The sequence below is a fragment of the Pseudomonas purpurea genome, from assembly GCF_039908635.1.
Lineage (GTDB): Bacteria > Pseudomonadota > Gammaproteobacteria > Pseudomonadales > Pseudomonadaceae > Aquipseudomonas > Aquipseudomonas purpurea.
Window position 1 is genome coordinate 4,113,478 of record NZ_CP150918.1, and the last position, 18,455, is coordinate 4,131,932.

At 59.9% G+C, this 18,455-nt stretch carries 16 protein-coding genes and 1 pseudogene; 4 read left to right on the top strand and 13 right to left on the bottom strand.

The window, feature by feature from the left end:
- Positions 1-6: 6 nt before the first annotated feature.
- The gene (locus AABM54_RS18415) at positions 7-660 is read left to right on the top strand and encodes an HAD family hydrolase (protein ID WP_347901441.1); all 654 of its coding nucleotides are present in this window, start codon (positions 7-9) and stop codon (positions 658-660) included.
- A 111-nt stretch (positions 661-771) separates the two neighbouring features.
- On the opposite strand, the gene AABM54_RS18420 is transcribed toward AABM54_RS18415, so the two are convergent.
- Positions 772-1,734, bottom strand: a complete 963-nt coding sequence (locus tag AABM54_RS18420) for a zinc-binding dehydrogenase (protein ID WP_347901442.1) — start codon at positions 1,732-1,734, stop codon at positions 772-774.
- Positions 1,735-1,872: 138 nt separating this feature from the next.
- Here AABM54_RS18420 and AABM54_RS18425 point away from each other — a divergent pair, with 138 nt between their 5' ends.
- Together AABM54_RS18425 and AABM54_RS18430 are read left to right on the top strand one after the other, a co-directional pair.
- Complete coding sequence (locus AABM54_RS18425) at positions 1,873-3,960, top strand: carboxy terminal-processing peptidase (RefSeq protein ID WP_347901443.1); 2,088 nt, start codon at positions 1,873-1,875, stop codon at positions 3,958-3,960.
- Positions 3,961-4,075: 115 nt separating this feature from the next.
- Complete coding sequence (locus AABM54_RS18430; protein WP_347901444.1) at positions 4,076-5,866, top strand: bifunctional diguanylate cyclase/phosphodiesterase; 1,791 nt, start codon at positions 4,076-4,078, stop codon at positions 5,864-5,866.
- A 3-nt stretch (positions 5,867-5,869) separates the two neighbouring features.
- On the opposite strand, the gene AABM54_RS18435 is transcribed toward AABM54_RS18430, so the two are convergent.
- The 12 genes and pseudogenes from AABM54_RS18435 to AABM54_RS18490 all read right to left on the bottom strand — a co-directional run bounded on the left by AABM54_RS18435 (position 5,870) and on the right by AABM54_RS18490 (position 16,378).
- On the bottom strand, positions 5,870-6,325 hold the full coding sequence (locus AABM54_RS18435; RefSeq protein WP_347901445.1) for a HEAT repeat domain-containing protein: 456 nt from the start codon (positions 6,323-6,325) through the stop codon (positions 5,870-5,872).
- Between the two features lie 42 nt (positions 6,326-6,367).
- Entirely contained in the window at positions 6,368-6,751 is a 384-nt protein-coding gene (locus AABM54_RS18440; protein ID WP_347901446.1) for a hypothetical protein, read from the bottom strand.
- A 39-nt stretch (positions 6,752-6,790) separates the two neighbouring features.
- A complete protein-coding gene (locus tag AABM54_RS18445) occupies positions 6,791-7,201 on the bottom strand; it encodes a hypothetical protein (protein WP_347901447.1) in 411 nt (136 codons plus the stop codon).
- Positions 7,202-7,357: 156 nt separating this feature from the next.
- Positions 7,358-7,681: a hypothetical protein gene (locus tag AABM54_RS18450; protein WP_347901448.1), complete on the bottom strand. Its 324-nt coding sequence runs from the start codon at positions 7,679-7,681 to the stop codon at positions 7,358-7,360.
- Positions 7,682-7,888: 207 nt separating this feature from the next.
- On the bottom strand, positions 7,889-8,029 hold the full coding sequence (locus AABM54_RS18455; RefSeq protein ID WP_347901449.1) for a hypothetical protein: 141 nt from the start codon (positions 8,027-8,029) through the stop codon (positions 7,889-7,891).
- 66 nt (positions 8,030-8,095) lie between these two features.
- On the bottom strand, positions 8,096-8,512 hold the full coding sequence (locus AABM54_RS18460) for a hypothetical protein (RefSeq protein WP_347901450.1): 417 nt from the start codon (positions 8,510-8,512) through the stop codon (positions 8,096-8,098).
- A pseudogene (locus AABM54_RS18465) lies at positions 8,512-13,459 on the bottom strand (RHS repeat-associated core domain-containing protein). Before AABM54_RS18465 ends, AABM54_RS18460 begins: the two are co-directional and overlap by 1 nt.
- A gap of 204 nt (positions 13,460-13,663) precedes the next feature.
- Positions 13,664-14,092, bottom strand: a complete 429-nt coding sequence (locus tag AABM54_RS18470) for a sel1 repeat family protein (RefSeq protein WP_347901451.1) — start codon at positions 14,090-14,092, stop codon at positions 13,664-13,666.
- Positions 14,093-14,464: a hypothetical protein gene (locus AABM54_RS18475; RefSeq protein ID WP_043228691.1), complete on the bottom strand. Its 372-nt coding sequence runs from the start codon at positions 14,462-14,464 to the stop codon at positions 14,093-14,095.
- Complete coding sequence (locus AABM54_RS18480; RefSeq protein ID WP_347901452.1) at positions 14,461-14,802, bottom strand: helix-turn-helix transcriptional regulator; 342 nt, start codon at positions 14,800-14,802, stop codon at positions 14,461-14,463. The genes AABM54_RS18475 and AABM54_RS18480 overlap by 4 nt, the downstream gene beginning before the upstream one ends.
- Before the next feature lie 114 nt (positions 14,803-14,916).
- Positions 14,917-15,372 carry a YkvA family protein gene (locus tag AABM54_RS18485; RefSeq protein WP_347901453.1) on the bottom strand — a complete coding sequence of 152 codons (456 nt, stop codon included), beginning with the start codon at positions 15,370-15,372 and terminating at the stop codon, positions 14,917-14,919.
- A gap of 292 nt (positions 15,373-15,664) precedes the next feature.
- The gene (locus AABM54_RS18490; protein WP_347901454.1) at positions 15,665-16,378 is read right to left on the bottom strand and encodes an FKBP-type peptidyl-prolyl cis-trans isomerase; all 714 of its coding nucleotides are present in this window, start codon (positions 16,376-16,378) and stop codon (positions 15,665-15,667) included.
- A gap of 265 nt (positions 16,379-16,643) precedes the next feature.
- Here AABM54_RS18490 and AABM54_RS18495 point away from each other — a divergent pair, with 265 nt between their 5' ends.
- Positions 16,644-18,452, top strand: a complete 1,809-nt coding sequence (locus AABM54_RS18495) for a di-heme-cytochrome C peroxidase (RefSeq protein ID WP_347901455.1) — start codon at positions 16,644-16,646, stop codon at positions 18,450-18,452.
- Positions 18,453-18,455 lie beyond the last annotated feature (3 nt).

Genomic DNA, 18,455 nt, shown 5'->3' on the forward strand with positions numbered 1-18,455 from the left:
GCATTAATGGCCCTGGCAATTTTTGATCTGGACGAAACCCTGATCCACGGCGACTGCGCCACCCTCTGGAGTGAACAGATGGGCCGCTTGGGCTGGGTCGACCCCGAGTCCTTCATGCGTCGCAACAACGAACTGATGGACGCCTACAGCCACGGCAAACTGGCCATGGAAGACTTTATGGCCTTCAGCCTGGAACCCTTGATCGGCCGTACACCGGAAGAGGTCGAACACCTGGTCGGCCCGTGGGTCGAGGACTTCATCGAGCCGATCATCTTCAGCGACGCCACCAGAACCATCGCGGCCCACCGCAAGGCCGGCGACCGGATTCTGGTGATCTCGGCCTCGGGCACCCACCTGGTCGGCCCGATTGCCGAACGCCTGGGCATCGACGAAATGCTCGGCATCGAACTGGAAGTGGCTCACGGGGTGTACAGCGGCAACACCGTCGGCACCCTGACCTACCGCGAAGGCAAGATCACCCGGCTACTGGAGTGGCTGGACGCCGAAGAGGAGAACCTGGAAGGCGCGAGTTTCTATTCGGACTCACGCAATGACTTGCCGTTACTGCTGAAGGTTGATTTCCCGCACGTGGTGAATCCCGATCCGGTCCTGCTCGAACATGCTGAAAAAGCAGGCTGGCCAATCCATCACTGGAAATAGGCGAACCTGTGACGAGGGAGCTTGCTCCCGCTGGAGCGCAAAGCGCTCCCAAAACCGGCCGCTACGCGACCCAGCGGGAGCAAGCTCCCTCGCCACATGAAAGCGCAATCTCTAGGCCAGCGTCTCGTCAATCACCAACACCAGTTTGCCCGACACCTGATTGGTCGCCAGCTCGGCAAACGCAGCCTCGGCATCCTTGATCGGGAATGTCCTGGCCAACTGCGGGCTCAGGCGTCCTTCGGCAAACAGCGGCCAGACGTGCTGATTCAGATCGCTGAACACATCGGCCTTGAACTGATCGTCACGGCTGCGCAACGTCGAGCCCAGCAACTGAATGCGCTTGGCCAGCACCTGCGCCAAGTCCAGTTTCGCTTCGCGTCCGCCCATCAGACCGATCAATACCCAACGCCCATCGCGCGCCAGCAGCTTGAGGTTCAGGGTCGAGTAGTTGCCGCCAACCGGGTCGAGAATCACATCGAAAGGCCCCAGATCCGTCAGGCTTTCCAGGCCATCGGTACGCACCACGCCCCCCTGGGCGCCGAGCGCTTCGCAGTAGGCCAGCCGATCCGCCGAGCCGACGCTCACCCAGCACGGGTTACCGAACGCCTTGCACAACTGGATCGCTGCAGAACCCACGCCGCTGGCGCCAGCATGCAGTAACACTTTTTCACCGGGCTTGAGCGCCGCCAGCTGAAACAGGTTCAGCCACGCCGTGCTGTACACCTCGGGCAAGGCTGCCGCTTCGACCAGTGACAAACCTTCCGGCACCGGCAACACGTGCCGCCCGTCGACCACCACTTCTTCGGCCATGCCGCCGCCCGCCAGCAAGGCGCAGACGCGATCACCGACCTGCCACGACGAACCCGGCCCGACCTCGCTGATCACCCCGGAACATTCAAGCCCCAACACCTGACTGGCGCCGGGAGGTGCAGGGTAAAGCCCTGCCCGCTGTAGTAAGTCGGCACGATTGAGGCCAGCCGCCGCCACTCGAATGCGAACTTGCCCTGCATCGCACGCAGGACTCGGCTCTTCAACCCACTCCACATGACCTTCAACGCCTTGCAATGCCTTCACAGTGCCTCCATAGTGAGTCTGGACTGAGCCCGTTGCTGTAGCGCCGGGCTTTTTGCATTATGCGACCGGCCCTCGTGGAACCGGCAACTTCAAAGACGGCCTAATATGCGTTATCAATTGCCCCCGCGTCGAATCAGCATGAAGCATTTGTTCCCCAGCACCGCACTCGCTCTATTTATTGGCCTCGGCACCTTGTCGCTGCCGAGTCATTCGTTCGCAGCCAATAGCTGGGACAAGCTTCAGCCTGATCGTGACGAGGTGATTGCCAGCCTTAACGTCGTCGAATTGCTCAAGCGCCACCACTACAGCAAACCACCGCTGGATGATGCCCGCTCGGTGATCATCTACGACAGCTACCTGAAACTGCTGGACCCTTCGCGCAGCTACTTCATGGCCAGCGACATTGCCGAATTCGACAAATGGAAAACCCAATTTGACGACTTCCTCAAGAGCGGCGACCTGAACGCAGGCTTCATCATCTACAAACGCTACCTGGACCGCGTCAAGGCGCGTCTGGAGTTCGCCCTGGTCGAACTGAACAAGGGCGTCGACAAAATCGACTTCAACACCAAGGAAACCTTGCTGATCGATCGCAAGGACGCTCCGTGGCTCAAAACCAACGCAGAGCTGGACGACCTGTGGCGCAAACGCGTCAAGGACGAAGTCCTGCGCATGAAGATCGCCGGCAAAGAGCCCAAACAGATTCAGGAAACGCTGACCAAGCGCTACAAGAATCAGCTCGCGCGCCTGGATCAGACCCGTGCCGAAGACATCTTCCAGGCGTACATCAACACCTTCGCCATGTCCTACGATCCGCACACCAATTATCTGTCGCCAGATAACGCGGAAAACTTCGACATCAACATGAGCCTGTCGCTGGAAGGCATCGGCGCCGTGTTGCAGAGCGATAACGACCAGGTGAAAGTCGTGCGCCTGGTGCCGGCAGGCCCGGCGGACAAGACCAAGCAAGTGGCTCCGGCCGACAAGATTATCGGCGTGGCCCAGGCCGACAAGGAAATGGTCGACGTGGTCGGCTGGCGCCTGGACGAAGTGGTCAAGCTGATCCGTGGGCCGAAAGGCACCGTGGTGCGCCTGGAAGTCATCCCGGCCAGCAATGCACCGAACGACCAGACCAGCAAAATCGTCTCCATCACCCGCGAAGCCGTGAAGCTTGAAGATCAGGCGGTGAAGAAGTCGATCCTCAACCTGAAACAGGAAGGCAAGGACTACAAGCTCGGGGTGATCGAGATCCCGGCCTTCTACCTCGACTTCAAGGCGTTCCGTGCAGGTGATCCGGATTACAAGAGCACCACCCGCGACGTCAAGAAACTGCTGACCGAACTGCAAAAAGACAAAGTCGACGGCGTGGTCATCGACCTGCGCAACAACGGCGGCGGCTCCTTGCAGGAAGCCACCGAACTGACCAGCCTGTTCATCGACAAAGGTCCGACCGTGCTGGTGCGCAATGCCGACGGCCGGGTCGATGTGCTCGAAGACGAAAGCCCGGGCGCGTTCTACAAGGGCCCGATGGTGCTGCTGGTCAACCGCTTGTCCGCCTCGGCTTCGGAGATCTTTGCCGGCGCCATGCAGGACTACCACCGCGCCTTGATCATCGGTGGCCAAACCTTCGGCAAAGGCACCGTGCAGACCATCCAGCCGTTGAACCATGGCGAGCTGAAACTGACCCTGGCCAAGTTCTACCGGGTTTCCGGGCAGAGCACCCAGCATCAGGGCGTGCTGCCAGACATCGACTACCCGTCGATCATCGACACCAAGGAAATCGGCGAAAGCGCCCTGCCTGAAGCCATGCCGTGGGACACCATCCGTCCTGCGATCAAGCCGGCCATCGACCCGTTCAAGCCATACATTGCACAGCTCAAAGCCGAACATGACGCTCGCAGCGCCAAGGATGCAGAGTTTGTGTTCATCCGCGACAAACTGGCACTGGCCCAGAAGCTGATGGCGGAAAAAACCGTCAGCCTCAACGAAGCCGAGCGCCGTGCGCAACACGCCGACATCGAAGCCAAGCAACTGGCGATGGAAAACATCCGCCGCAAGGCCAAGGGCGAAGAACCGCTCAAGGAACTGAAGAAAGAAGACGAAGACGCTATCGCCGCCGAGCCGGACAAAACCAAGCCAGAAGACGATGCCTACCTGAGCGAGACCGGGCGGATTCTGCTGGACTACTTGAAATTGAACAGCGCGGTCGCCAGCAACAAGAAGTGATGGCAATTTAATGCTGACGCTCCCCGGAGCGTCATCAAACAGTCATCATTCTGTCGTGAAATACAGGACCGGACACCTCAGGTGCCCGGTCCTTTTTTTATCGACAGAGATCGCCATGACCATGACCGAACAGCTGAGTGCCTTGAGTTCAATACTGGCTCAAAGCGGTTTGCACAGCCTGTTCCAGCCGATCGTCTCACTGTCCGAACGCCGCATCCTTGGCTACGAAGCCCTCAGCCGCGGCCCCTCCAACAGCCCGTTGCACTCGCCCATCGCACTGTTCGCCGTCGCCCGTCAGGCGGGCCGTCTCAGCGAACTGGAAATGGCCTGTCGCCACAGCGCCTGCCGGCGTTTCAGCGAACAACAGCTACCGGGCAAACTGTTTCTCAACGTCTCCCCCGAATCCCTGCTCGAAGCCAGCCACCAACCGGGCCGGACCCTGCAAATGCTCCAGGACTTTGGCATCCCGCCGAGCCAGGTGGTGATCGAACTCACCGAACAAACGCCGACCGACGACTTTCAGTTGCTGCAAAACGCCCTGCATCACTATCGCGCCATGGGCTTTTCCATTGCGCTGGATGACTTGGGCGCCGGATATTCCAGCTTGCGGCTGTGGTCCGAGTTGCGGCCCGACTATGTGAAGATCGACCGGCACTTCATCGACGGCATCCACCAGGACGCCCTCAAGCGTGAGTTCGTCGGCTCGATCCTGCAAATCGCCAAAGCCTCGCGGGCCCAGGTAATCGCCGAAGGCATTGAACAGCCGGAGGAACTGGCAGTGCTCACCGAGATGGGCGTCGATCTGATTCAGGGTTACCTGCTCTGCCGCCCCCAGGAACACCCGCCTCGCGATGCCCGCGCCATGATGCCCAAGCATGACAACAGCGCCGTGACCCTGAACGATGAAAGCAGCGACCTCAGCGCCCTGCTCAACGAGCAACCGGCAGTCAATCGCGACACCCCCACGGCCACAGTGCTGGAAGCGTTCCGCTCGCAGGCCAACCTGAACTCGCTGGCAGTGCTGGATGGGCAAGGTCAGCCGTGCGGTATCGTCCACCGGCATTCATTGTCGGATGCGTTGCTCAAGCCGTTCGCGACCGACCTGTTTGCCCGCAAACCGATCAGCCGTTTGATGAACGACGACTTCCTCGCCGTCGAACTCAGCCAATCGCTGCAACAGGTCAGCCGTCTCATCACCAGCCGCGCCCGTCAGCGTATCGAGGAAGACTTCATCATCACCCTCAACGGCGGCTACCTGGGGCTGGGTCGGGTGATCGATGTGCTCAAGCTGATTACCGAGCTGAAAATCCAGCAGGCCCGCTACGCCAACCCGCTGACCTTGCTGCCCGGTAACGTGCCGATCCAGCAATGCCTGACGCGACTGCTGCAACAGGGCCGCGAGTCGGTGATTTGCTACGTCGACATCGACAGTTTCAAACCCTTCAACGACATCTACGGCTACGGCCGTGGAGACGAAGTCCTGCTGTGTCTGGCGCAATGCCTGAATGACCGCGTCGACCCCAGCCGCGACTTTGTCGGACATATCGGCGGCGACGACTTTCTGCTGGTGCTCGGCCCGGACGACTGGCGCAAGCGCCTCAACCAGTTGCTTGACGACTTCCACAGCCAATGCCGACGCTTCTACCGCAGCGAACACCTGGAAGCCGGTTGCTTCATCGCGCCCAACCGTCAGGGCGTGCGTCAGGAATTCCCGCTGTTGTCGCTGTCGATTGGCGTCGTTCACCTGCACCCGCAGGCCTGCGGTCAACTCGACTCCAGCCAACTGGCGGAACTGGCGTCACAGGCCAAACACCACGCCAAGAATGTGCCGGGGTACAGCGTTCATGTGATTGATAGCCGGGCATTGCCGGTGGCACCCGAAGCCCTGCTGAACGGGCACCGCTGAAGATTACTGCGCCGCCGACTCTGCCTTCGCCAGCAGGCTTTTCAGCTCGGGCTCTACGCGTTCAACGGGCAGACTGTTGATGACATCCTTGATGCTGGAAACATACAGGCGCTCTATCGGAATCTCGGCCCAGTCCAGTTCGTAAATGCACATGATCCGGACATCGGTGTACACGGACTTCAACAACATCAACTTGAGAATGTCGAGGGCCGCTGCTGACCGGTCCTCTCCCAAAGAGACGGCGCAGCGCTGCTGCCAGTACTCGGGTTTTGTCAGGACCGTTGCTTCCAGGCGCGACCATTGAACCGGCGTAAAGTCGCAAAGCACGGTGATTGCCACCAACTCGGTGGTATAGGCGCTCCAGTGGGTTTCCTCCGAATCGCCAATCCAGGTGTTCAGTTTTTCGTAGCGTTCATCAGGTTCGTAGGGCGGCAGGGTAGGGGCTTTATCGGCACACATAAAAATGAACGTCTCTGGCCAGCAAGGTATTTGCGCTCTGCGTCACACGCCCATCGGGCAAACGGAGAGCGCCTGCGTTCTTAACGAAACAAACACCGGCATCGCTGCCACTTCACCTGCCACCTCGGCAAACACCAGCGAACCGCCCAGATCCAGGGCGGCAATGCCGTCTGCTTCAATGCAAACCAGGCGAGCGGTGATGCAAACCGCCCCTTCAAGCACATCGATACAGGGGACGTTACTGCGGGCGGGCTCGATGTTGTGCCCCCAGACGAATGGTTCGTCCAAGGTGAGTTCAACCTCATAGTTCCGGCCCCGGTCAGGAGCGCTCCCGTCCCAGAAGGCTGCGGCGCTACCGAATGGCGAGGAAAAACTCACGTTGGTGGCTTTGCCTGAGACGAATACATCAATCACTTCAATGAACATATCGCTGACTCATCCCTGTTTAACCCACTTCCAAGACAATTACCGAGCCTTCAAAAAATACAAACTGCAATAGGGATCCGACAACCTTTCCACCTTCCCGGATGCCAGGTACTGGGCAAGCTCGACGTCCAGCACGTTCTGATCAACATATTGTGGATAGTCGAGCGGACGTTCACAGGCATAGAGGTACAACCTCCATGCATCAAAACCGTCTGTTCGGCCATCCGGGCCGTAATCAAAATCGATGCACACATCCGGCAGATAAACTGCACAGCCCACGCCATGAAGCTCATACGTGATGTCACCCACCACGGTTCCACAGCGCTCTATCGCCCCGCCGCGCCATAAACCCAGAATGCAGCGCTCACCGAACGCTTGCTCCAGCAGGGACACAGCCTCTTCCACCTTTGCCAGGAAGTCTGAGATCAACGGGTCCAACGATTCATTCATTACGTCCATTTCCCTCAAAACACCTTCCATCCGATCGTTCCCGCGCTCCCGGGGCGGAATGCCTCAAGTGACGCGCCGCGTCCCCTCACTCGGGGATAACGCAGAGCGTCTGCCAACGACATTCCTACACGGACCGTTGGCGCGGGAACGATCCGGTTATGCAGATGCCTGCGCCTGCAATCGTCGCCCGATCACATCCAGCAGGTCACAACCATCGCGCAGCGGGATGGCACACAGCAAGGCGAAATCATTCAGGATGACCGAATCAGAGCTGATCTCCCCGCGCATGGCCAGGTTTTCCAGCACCTGCGTGACCGCGCGAATACGATAGCCGGCCGCATCATGCAGCACATCGAGCGGTGCGTGGGTATCGACGAACAAGGTCGGCATGTCGGAACAGTTGCTGGTGAGGGCCATGTAACGGTTGGAAGGATGGGAAGTCGGGGGAACGTACGGTGGATCTGGGGTGAGTGGTTTCATGATCTGGCTTCCTAACGTATGGATTGAAGCCGTCAGAAATCGCTTCCACGCGATAGGTGGCGGCTGTACGCGGATGTGGAAGACCGGGACGTTAGGCACCCGGCGCACTCGAAAGTGCCCCGCGCACAGCCACCATAAAACACAGACAAAAAACGCCGAACTGGTGCTGTTTTGTGCGCCTAACAATAGAAGGGCTTCCACACCCTGTCACTGAATTTGCAGTGACCACCAAAGACTATCGACGAAGCCCATCTCGCACCAGTTCACGCACGCCGCCGCAATGCGAGAGAAATCTCCGACAACCTTGCCCAGAAATTTCGTTGCCTGCACCACCGCCATCGCGGGCAAGCCTCGCTCCTACAGATCCCCCTCATCCCGTAGGAGCGCGCAGCGCTCGCAACATCCAGCACTCTGCTACCAAGTGGATTGATCTTCAAGGCTGGCTTTGTGAAGGTCGTCTTTCCACTCCACCTGTGCCAATGTGTAGATGTCCTGAAAAAAACCCCGAGGGCTATCCAATTCGTACCACTCGCCACGAGGCCAACTAGCAGTAAACTCCTCATCAATGTCGAATAAATTTTCGAATTCATAACTCTGATCATTCAACTTATTCGCCAGGCACTCCACCAATAGATACTTATGCCGATAGGACAAGTAACTCAAATCCAAGCTATATTTTTTTATCAACTCCACTCTATCGCCAGGATCATTTGGATCATACACCTCAAGCTCCGCCCCCAGTGTTTCCTCACGATCATAAACATCAAAGACACCGACAAACCACATTAGATCAGGCTGAAAACTCTCATTCAAAAAAGGATCCTTAAGCATTACCTTCCCTCCGCAGGAAACCCCGTAAATGGTTTCGTCTCATCTTTCTTATCAAACTTAACTTCAAACCAACCCATATCCTCGTTCAACGTAGGGTTCTGGTTATCTTTCTTATTCGGTCTATAACCACGACCGGCGCCGGGAAGCTCCAATTTAACGATAGAATTTTTATTTTGATCCTTACCTGTAAATGGATCTAAACCTAACCTCTCCCTCGTCATGGCTTTGTTCAATGCATTGAAATGTACCCTCCAATTGCTGAATTGAGAACTAAGATTCCCTCGGGGTCGATGTGGTTTTCTTCCTGTATCTGGATCAGTTCCATCAATCGCTCGCTGTTTCAATGCCGCATCAGTAATTTCTGGGCCATGCTTATCAATGGTGTGCATATTATTTTCAGTTTGGATTTTCCATACTTGTTTCTTGGCATTTGCCTCCGCCAACTCATCAATCCTCGCCTGCCGCTGCGCGCTGGTCATTTGCGGCAACCCAGGCTCCCCCTCATCAACCTTCGCCTTCCCCGTCGGGTCTTCCACCTCTCCTGGTTTCTTGCAGTTGCTGGCGCCCGGGCAGGTGTTGAGTCCCAGCGGGTCTACCCATCCCGTCGGGTTCGGGGTGTATTGATAGGCGTTGAGCCCACCCGCGAGTTTGCTGGGGTCGGGGGTGAGGTAGCGGCCGATGTCGGGGTGGTAGTAGCGGTGGCGGTTGTAGTGCAGGCCGGTTTCGGGGTCGAAGTATTGGCCCTGGAAACGCAGCGGCTGGTCGAGGAGGTCTTCGCCAAAATGCTCGACGCTGGTGAGTTTGCCGTAGGCCTGGTAGGTCGCGGACCAGACGATTTCACCGCTGTAGTCGGTCAGTTCCTGCGGGGTGCCAAGGTGGTCGAGTTGGTAGTAGAACGGGCAGGCCTTGGTCGGGCCTTCGCCGTCGAGCAGGGCCAACGGGCGGAAGCTGCCGGGCTCGTAGACGTAGCTGCGGTGGTGCTCGCGGCTGTGTTCGGCGATCAGGTGCTCGCCTTGCCAGAAGAATTCGGTGGTGAGGCCGTTGACGGTTTTGGCGGTGCGCCGGCCAAAGGCGTCGTAGCAATAACTCGCCTGGCGGCCATCGGGCAGCGTGACGCCGATCAACCGGTGCTGGCAGTCGTAGCGGTATTCGGTGACGAGGGTTTGCCCTCGGCCACGACGCTCGCGAATCAGGTTGCCGAAGGCGTCGTAGTCGTAGTGCCGGTCGCCCTGCATCAGCAGGCGATTGCCCTTGAGCATTGCGTGATCAGGACGGTCCTGCATTAGCAGGTTGCCGGCCGGGTCGTGACTGTAGCGTTCCGGTTGCGGGTCGCGAACGTGATGGACGTGGATCAACCGGTCACGCGCGTCGTGCTGATAATTGCGCTGGCCGTTGCGGCTGTCGGCGATGAAGGCAAGGTTGCCGTTGGCGCTGTAGGCGTAGTCTCGGCGATAGCGCGGTTGGGCCTGTTGCGACAGTGCGTGCGCCTGCAACCGGCCCTTGTTCGTCGTACTGATAGTCGCTGAGCAACAGCCCTTGCTGACGCTGACGCTCGCGCCCGGATTCGACGTGGTGAGTGGTCAGTCGGGCGCCGTTGAGGTCGATGGCCGCGAGTGCGCCGCCCTTCGCGTGGTGGTAGGCGAGCGTGCTGCTGTCCGGCAGGCGCAACTGGTTGAGCTGGCCGCAGGCGTCATAGCGGTAATGCAGGGTGCCCCAGCCCTGATGCTCGGTGATCAGCCGATCCTGACGGTCGTAGTGAAACTCCAGCGGCCAGTCGTGGCCGTCGTCGACGCCCACCAGTCGGCCGAGGTTGTCGTAGCGGTACTCGACCGGGCTGCCGTCGGGCAGGGTTTTGAGCAGTAACCGACCGTGGGCATCGCGCTGGTACGTTGTGATCAGCTGCGAGCCGTCGTCGCCATGCTCGGTTTTTTCCAGCAAGTGGCCGTTGAGGTCGTAGGCGTAAGCGGTGCGTCGGCCATCGAATCCGGTTTCCTGACAGATCAGGCCACTGGACGTGTAGTCGAGCCGATACTGCTCGCCCGCTTCGTTTTCGATCTCGGTGAGCCGCAACCGCGCGTTGTCATAGCGATAGCGCAGGTGCGAGCCGTCGGGGTTGATTCGATGGCTGATCAGGTGCAGATCGTCGTCGTACTCATACCGCGTGACGCGGCCGAGTTCATCGCGCTCGGCGGTGATCTTGCCGTAGGCGTTGTAGCTGAACGCGCGGTGAGCGCCACCGGGCAGCGTGGTCTGTACCAGTCGCCTGACCAGGTCCCACTGATACCGCGTGACGGCGCCGTGTTCATCCTCGCGCTCAACCATCCGGCCCAATGGGTCGTAGCCATAACGCCGCGTGCTGCCATCGGGCAGTTGTTCTTCGGTGAGCTGGCCGAGGGCGTTCCAGGTCCTTTGGTGGCCGCTGTGGTCCGGGTAACGCACCGACAACAGCTGACCCTTGTCATCGTAGTAGTAGCGGGTGACGTGACCGTCAGGGTCGGTCGCTTCAGTGATATCGCCCTGAGCGTTGCGCCGGGTTGTCCACACGGCTTGACCCCGGCGACGCCGGTACAGGAAACCGTGGCGGTACTCGTAGGTCGTGGGCTCGTCTTCGGGCGGCAACAGCGCGATGAGCCGGCCGACCTCGTCATAGCGGTACTCGGTGACGGCGCCGAGGGCGTCCTGTTCGGCGATTAACCGGCCCTGATCGTCATAAGCATTGAGCTGCTCGGCGCCAGCCGGGTCGACCGTGCGCAGCAGCCGCGCCCGGTCGTCATGGACGTAAACCTCCTCGCTGCCGTCGGCGTTCTGCACCGTCACGCAGCCGTCGTCACCCCAGACGTAGTGCGCGTCGATCTGCTCGAAACTCGCCCAATGCCGAACGCAGCGCGACGCTTTGCCCGCGCGCTCCCACTCCCAGAAAAAACTCGCGCCACCGGCCAGTTGCCGCTGCAGGATGACGTGCCGGTCGTCGTAGTCGTAACGCTCGCTTTCGCCCGCCGCGTTGCAGGACTCAACCAAGTGATCGCATTCGTCATAGCGATAGCTGACCAGCGTTTGCTCGGTGCGCCAGGCTTCCTCCAGGCTCGCGGCCGGGTGAAAGCATTGGTAGTCGACGGCAATCAGGTGCGCCCGCTCGTACCGCAACAACAAGGCGCGGCCGGCGCCGTTGTCCAGCCGTTTGATTCGGTCCTGCCGGTCGCGCGTGATGCGCAAGCGGTTGCCGTAGGCGTCGCTGATTGCGCTCAGGTGGCCGTCGCGAAAGTGATAGAACCGTGCGCCCTCGCCGGCCTGCCCGACGATCAGTTCATTGGCGTCTTCACCCAGGTAAATCGCTGCCCGGGACAGGCTGTTGTGGATGCTCGGGCGTTGCGCCGTGGGCCGGACAAAGGACGTGCGACGGTTCTCGTGGTCGGTCCAGATCACCTCGTGCTCAGCAAGGTGCAGGCGCTGCGTCAGCGAGTGGCTCCAACCAAAACCCAGGCCACAATTGATCTCCGCGGCGCTGGTGCGGTACAGGCGGGTGAAGGCGAACGGCAGCACGCCATCGAGTTCGCCGTCGGTGAGGGTCAGTAATTCCTCACCGGTGACCATCGACACCGGGCAGTTGTTGGTGCAGGTCAGGGCCACGCAGTCAGCGCTGTCGCCGTTGGGGTTTTTCGCCTGGTTCGGGGCGTCGTCGTGGTGTTCCTGCTGACTCAGACGCGACCTGGGTTCGGTTTTGTTCCGGGCGAGCGCCGCCGGATTTTTCACGTAGAGCGTCGGCGCTTCGCCCGGGGTGATTTTCAGCGGCACGCTCGGGGTCGGTGCCAGCGGCGCGTTCCGGGCATTGACCATCAACGGCTTGAGCACCGCGGCGTGCGCTGTCAGGCGCTGATCGCTGGAGAGCTCCGCCAGCTTGAGGGTCAGGGCCGCCAACCAGTGGCGGGCACGCTCGGACTTGATCTTGCCCAGCGACTTGGCGCTCATGGTCAGCCCCAGGCCCAGCCCCCCGGTGACACACGCCAGCAACACGCCGATCAGCACCTCGGTACGAACCTGGGCCATGACTTCGGCCTCGTACTGCGGCGGCAGCATGCGCAGCCAACTGGTAATGGCCGCCAGATAGATGAACATCAGCGGTTCATCACTGAGAATCAGCAGCGCATCGGCGATCGCCTGCGCGGGCACTTTCAGCAGGGTGTCCAGTTCAGCCTGGGTCAGGTATTCGAGGAGTTTTTCACTGTTGCCGCGCAGGTCGGCCAGCAGTTGATAGAGCTGCTGGACCTCATCCCACAGGTTCAGAAACGCACTTTCAACGCCGCGCCAGTCCGCCTCTTGCAGCAGGTTGAAACGACCGCGAACGCCCGCCTCGGAAAAGCTCGCCCATTGGGGTTGAAACTCGTTCGCCCACTCGCTGCGCAGCCAGCCTTCGAGTTTATCGACCACCTCCAGATAGGAGGCGTAAAGAGCCTTGACCTGGTCCTGTGACACATCGGGATAGAAGGTGATGCGATAGCGTTGACCGCGCCAGCATTCGGGGATTTCCAGGATGCCGCTGGGGCCGATGGTTTTGTGAATGGCCTCACCGATGACGACGTCGCCATTGCGCCCCTTGAGCACGGGTTCCAGCATCACCGGCGTGTTGCCGATGGGCACGAAGCGCGTACTCTGGAACATGTGCACCAGGGTCAACGGGCCATCGGCCGGGCACATCACGACGCTTGAACTGACAGGTTCGGTCGACCCCTTCGGCGCCGTCAGGCTGACGTCATCGCCGACATTGAACACCTGCTCGACATCCAGCGCCCAACCGGTCCAGAAGCTCTCGGCCCAGGCCTCATAGTCATTGAGGCTGCGACGAAAATCGCTGAAGAGCTTTTCTACGTCGGGGCTTTCAGGATTCATGGCCGCAATGACGAGATGGCCAATGGTGTTACTCAGGACCGAAGCCCCGGTGGGGTCGAACATTGCAAGGTCTCGCGCGCATGAAGTGGGGCGCGAGACTGTGCAGCGAATGGGTGGGGAAAGAAGTCAGCGAAGTAGGCGGTGGCTGTAGGGTGATTCGTTAAAACTGAAAAATCCGAGGCGACTGACTGAATCGTCCCGGATTGATTGGGTAAACCCAGGCCCGGAAGCCTTGCACTTCACGGGCCGTGTTGCCGACCACTCAGGTCATGTGGCCGACGGTGCCTGAGTCTCGGCGCCGGCACGCGCCGCCAGCTCACTCAATTTGAGTTCTGCCAGCGGGTGCCCGGCCTTGGCCGCCATTGCCCACCAGCGCGCCGCCTCGGCAGCATCCGGGGCCTTGCTCGGCGCTCCGGCAAGGCTGATCACGCCGACCTGATAGGCCGCCTTGCCATCTCCCGCCAACCCCGCCAGACGCAGCAATCGCACGCCCTCCTCGCGTGCTCCAAGGCCTTGGCCACGGAACGCCAGGATGTGACCGTAGAAACTCTGCGCCCCGACATCGCCCAGGTTGGCCATCCGCGCAAACTGCCCTTCAAGCCAGCTCCAGCCTCGCGGTTGGCGCACCAGCCAGGTCCAGTGAAACAGTCGGCGTGCCAGCCAGTAACTGGCACGCGCTTTCAGTCGCCAGAGCATTCAGGCCTCCGCTGATTCAGGGTATTCGTATTCAAACACCCGCACCACTTCCGAGGCATGCCAGGACGCTGCGGCAACCCCATCGGAAGGTCCGGAAAAACGTCCCAGGCGTTCCACGCACTCAAAAAAACCGGTGCGCGGCAAACGGCTGGCACCCTGGCTGATCACCAGCGAACTGCGCAGTGGCTGTTCGGCTCGGGCGTCCATGGCCGCTAGATGCTCAAGGGCGGCGGTGAGGGTTTGCATGGCGGGGCTGGGTAACTGCAAACGCTCGAGCAGCGCCCGGTAGGTCAGTAGATGACGCTGGCGACGGGCCTGATCCAGCTCGCCGAGCAACCCGTCCCAGTGTTGACGGCTGATGCGTACGCTCACGATTCGTCCCTCCAACCCGGCACCGTCAACTCCCAGGCCAGACTGCGGCGAATCGCAGCGTCAGGCAGACGCTCGCCGCTTTCAATCAGGGCTAGATAAGACGGGCTGATTCCAACTGTGCGGGCCAGCGCCTCGATGGCGATGCCCTTCCCTTCACGCAGACTTTTGAGTTGATCCAAGCCCGGAAGAACCTGGCCAGGTGCGGCCGCATGACGGACCGATGTTTCGCGCGGCGGTGTTTCGTTGACACCTGCTGCTTTCAATAGAGCCTGATACTGAGCCCACGGCAGAACCGCATATTCGGGTTCGCCATCGCGTGCAATTATCTGAATATCCATGACTACCCCGTAGGACAACAACACTTAGCGAGTCGGCACTTTCCCTAGAAGTGTAATCCTAACAGCCGCCAAGGTCGCGAGGGGGTAACAATCTGTGGATGATCCTGAAACAGCTCAGGTTTTTTTCGGTCCCTGCAATTGGAGTTGTTCCAGCGTATCGGGCAAACGCTCGACCACGGCCAGCTTTTCCGGCACCTGACGGTTACGCCAGGCGCGAAAGGCGTTGAGTTCGTCACCGAGGGTTTTCATCAGCCAGGCCAGTACCGCAATGTCATCGAGCATGCCGAACACCGGGATGAAATCCGGAATGGCGTCCACCGGGCTGAGGAAATACATCAGCCCCGCCACCACCGACACAATCGCCTTGCCGCTGATGGCCCGGTACTCGCCCCGCCAGTAGGCCAGACACAATGCCTGTAATAATTCCAGGTCATCTTTAAGCTTGCCCAGGCGATTGCCCTGGCTGGCGCCCTTGCTGGCCACGGCGAACAACAGGGTGGGTAAACGCCCACGGCTGATCAACCGACCCGCCAAGGGTAGAAACCGAGCGAAACTCCAGGGTGTTTTCATCTTCCCTCCCGCTGAAATGTTATCCACACAAATTGTGGATAACCTTGTGAACAGAGCTGCTTTTCACGCCTGAAAGCCCCGTTTCATAAGGGCCTGACTCAGATCGGGCGTTTTTTACTCACATAAAAAAACCCAATAATTCATTGACTTGGCACCCTTGTGCGTCTAGCACCGGCACCCTCAATGCTATGACTCCCGGCGACCCGGTCCGTTCGTGCCATTTATCCATCACCGAACGCCAGATACAACAACGCCCCGTACAAACGGGGCGTTGTTTTATAACAGACGCGGATTACTTGGCGGCGTCTTGTTTTGCCGGGTCCTTGATGGCCAGCAGTTCCAGGTCGAACACCAGCACCGAGTTGGCCGGGATTGCCGGGCTAGGGCTTTGTGCGCCGTAGGCCAGTTCGCTAGGAATGTACAGCTTGTACTTCTCGCCTACGTGCATCAGTTGCAGGCCTTCGACCCAACCCGGGATCACGCCGCTGACCGGCAGATCAATCGGGCTGCCGCGCTCAACCGAACTGTCGAAGACAGTGCCGTTGGTCAGGGTGCCGGTGTAGTGAACAGTCACAACGTCAGTCGGCTTTGGCTGAGCGCCATCGGCTTTCTTCACGACTTCGTACTGCAGGCCCGAAGCTGTGGTAGTCACACCGGCTTTCTTGGCGTTTTCTTCAAGGAACTTCTTGCCAGCGGCTGCCGACTCTTCGCTCATCTTGGCCATACGCTCTTCAGCACGCTTTTGCAGCGCGGCGAACGCATCGACGAGTTCGTCATCCTTGAGTTTCTGCTCTTTCTTGCCGATGGCATCTTCGATGCCTTGGGCTACGGCTTTGGAATCCAGGTCATCCATGCCTTCTTGAGCCAGGCTCTTGCCCATGTTCAGGCCGATGCCGTAGGAAGCTTTTTGCGCCGGAGTTTTCAGCTCTACGCTGGTCTGCGAATCACAACCCGCGAGTACCAGGCTAACCAGGGCTACCGCCGCCGCCAACCGATGCTGTTTCATGCTATTTCCTTGTTCATGCGCCTAAAGGGCAATCGAGTAAAGCCGCGAGCTTATCAGGCCGCCACGACCAATGGCTACCGGCATGAGAGCAGGAAACGTCTGATAAGTTCAGGCATTTAAACGCATTTTCATAATCGGTAGGAGCTGTCCGTCATCCCCCGCTCACAGCGTAACCAGCCCCATCTGACGACTGCCGGCGTAATGGCCACTTGCCGCACCTTTCAAGCTCAGGCATAAGACGACAAAAAACTATAAGGATAGTCTCTTGCGTCTTTTTCACCGTGTGTTGCTGCTGGTTTTTTTGCTGTTGTTCGCCGTGTTGGCCTTGGTGATTTACTACGTCGCCAACCCGAAACTGCCGGTTTATACCCCGGCCGAGCAGGTGCATTACCTTGATCAATGGTCGGCCGCCGAGCGTCAGCTCTATTACTTCACGCCCCAGGGCACACAGGTCAAAGGCCTGCGTTACAACTGGTTCACCGCCCTTGAGCTGCCCTTCTCGCAGCAACGCTTTGCCAACCCCGAGTACCTGGCGCGCTTTGGGTTCCTGGTGGACCCAGCCCAGAAACCTTCGCTGAACAACCCTGGCAATCTTCCAGTGGGGTTCGCGCGCCATCAAAATACCGGCAGCCAAGAAGAGTTTCTGGATATTACCTGCGCCGCCTGCCACACCGGCGAGCTGCGCTTCAACGGCCAGGCGATTCGTATCGACGGGGGTTCGGCGCAACACGTGCTGCCGTCCAGCGTGCCGACCTTGCGCGGCGGCAGCTTCGGGCAGGCGCTGGTTGCCAGCCTTGTCGCCACCTATTACAACCCGTGGAAGTTCGAACGTTTCGCCCGGAATGTGCTGGGCCAGGACGACGAAACCCGTCACGAGCAGTTACGCAAAGACTTCAAAACCTCACTGGAGACTTTCCTCGGCGTGGCCTGGAATGACACCCATCGCGGTCTCTACCCCACCGAAGAAGGCCCCGGCCGCACCGACGCCTTCGGCCGTATTGCCAACGCGAGCTTCGGCGATGCCATTTCCCCGGACAATTACCGAGTGGCCAACGCCCCGGTGGACTACCCGCAACTGTGGGACATGTGGACCTTCGATTGGGTGCAGTGGAACGGCTCCGCGCAGCAACCCATGGCCCGCAACATCGGTGAGGCGCTGGGCGTCGGTGCCACGCTGAGCTTCTTTGACGCCGCCGGGCAGCCACTCAAGGGCGAGGCACGCTACCCGTCGAGCGTGCGGGTACGCGACCTGCACCGGATCGAGCAGACGCTGAAACAGCTCAAGCCACCGACCTGGCCGGAAACCCTGCTGGGCACGGTCGACAAATCACTCGCCGCCAAGGGCCGGGCCCTGTTTGCCGAGAACTGCGCAGGCTGCCACGTGCCGAAGGTGACCGAGGAAAACGGTCGTGCGCTCCAGACGCTGAAAATGCTGCCGGTGGAAGTCATCGGCACCGACCCGGGCGCCGCCAGCAACATTGCCGATCACCGCTTCGACCTGACGGCCCTGCAATGGGACCCGGCCGAGCTTGCGCAACTGGACGTCAAACTGCACCCCACGCCCCGCGAACCGCTGGACCTGAGCAGCATGTCGGTGGCCAAAGGCCTGGCGTACGTCACGGCGTTCGTGGAGGAGCGCGCCTACCGCGAGGCCAATGTCAGCACCGCAGAACGCGACGAATTGAACGGTTTCGGCCTGCCCATCGGCGTGCGCGAGCTACGCGCCTATAAGGCCCGGCCGCTGGCGGGCGTGTGGGCCACACCGCCGTTTCTGCACAACGGCTCGGTGCCCAACCTCTATCAACTGCTCTCACCACAGGATGAACGCGACAGCACCTTCTATAAAGGCACGTTTGAATACGATCCCCTGCACCTGGGCTATCGCACCGAAGCCTTCACCAACGGTTTTATGTTCGACACCCGGATCACCGGCAACCACAACAGTGGGCATGAGTTCCGCGCGGGCGAACGGGGTAACGGCGTGATCGGCCGATGGCTCAAACCCACGGAGCGCTGGGCGCTGCTGGAGTACCTGAAAGTGTTGGGCGGCCCTCTGGAAGCGCAACTGCCATGACCC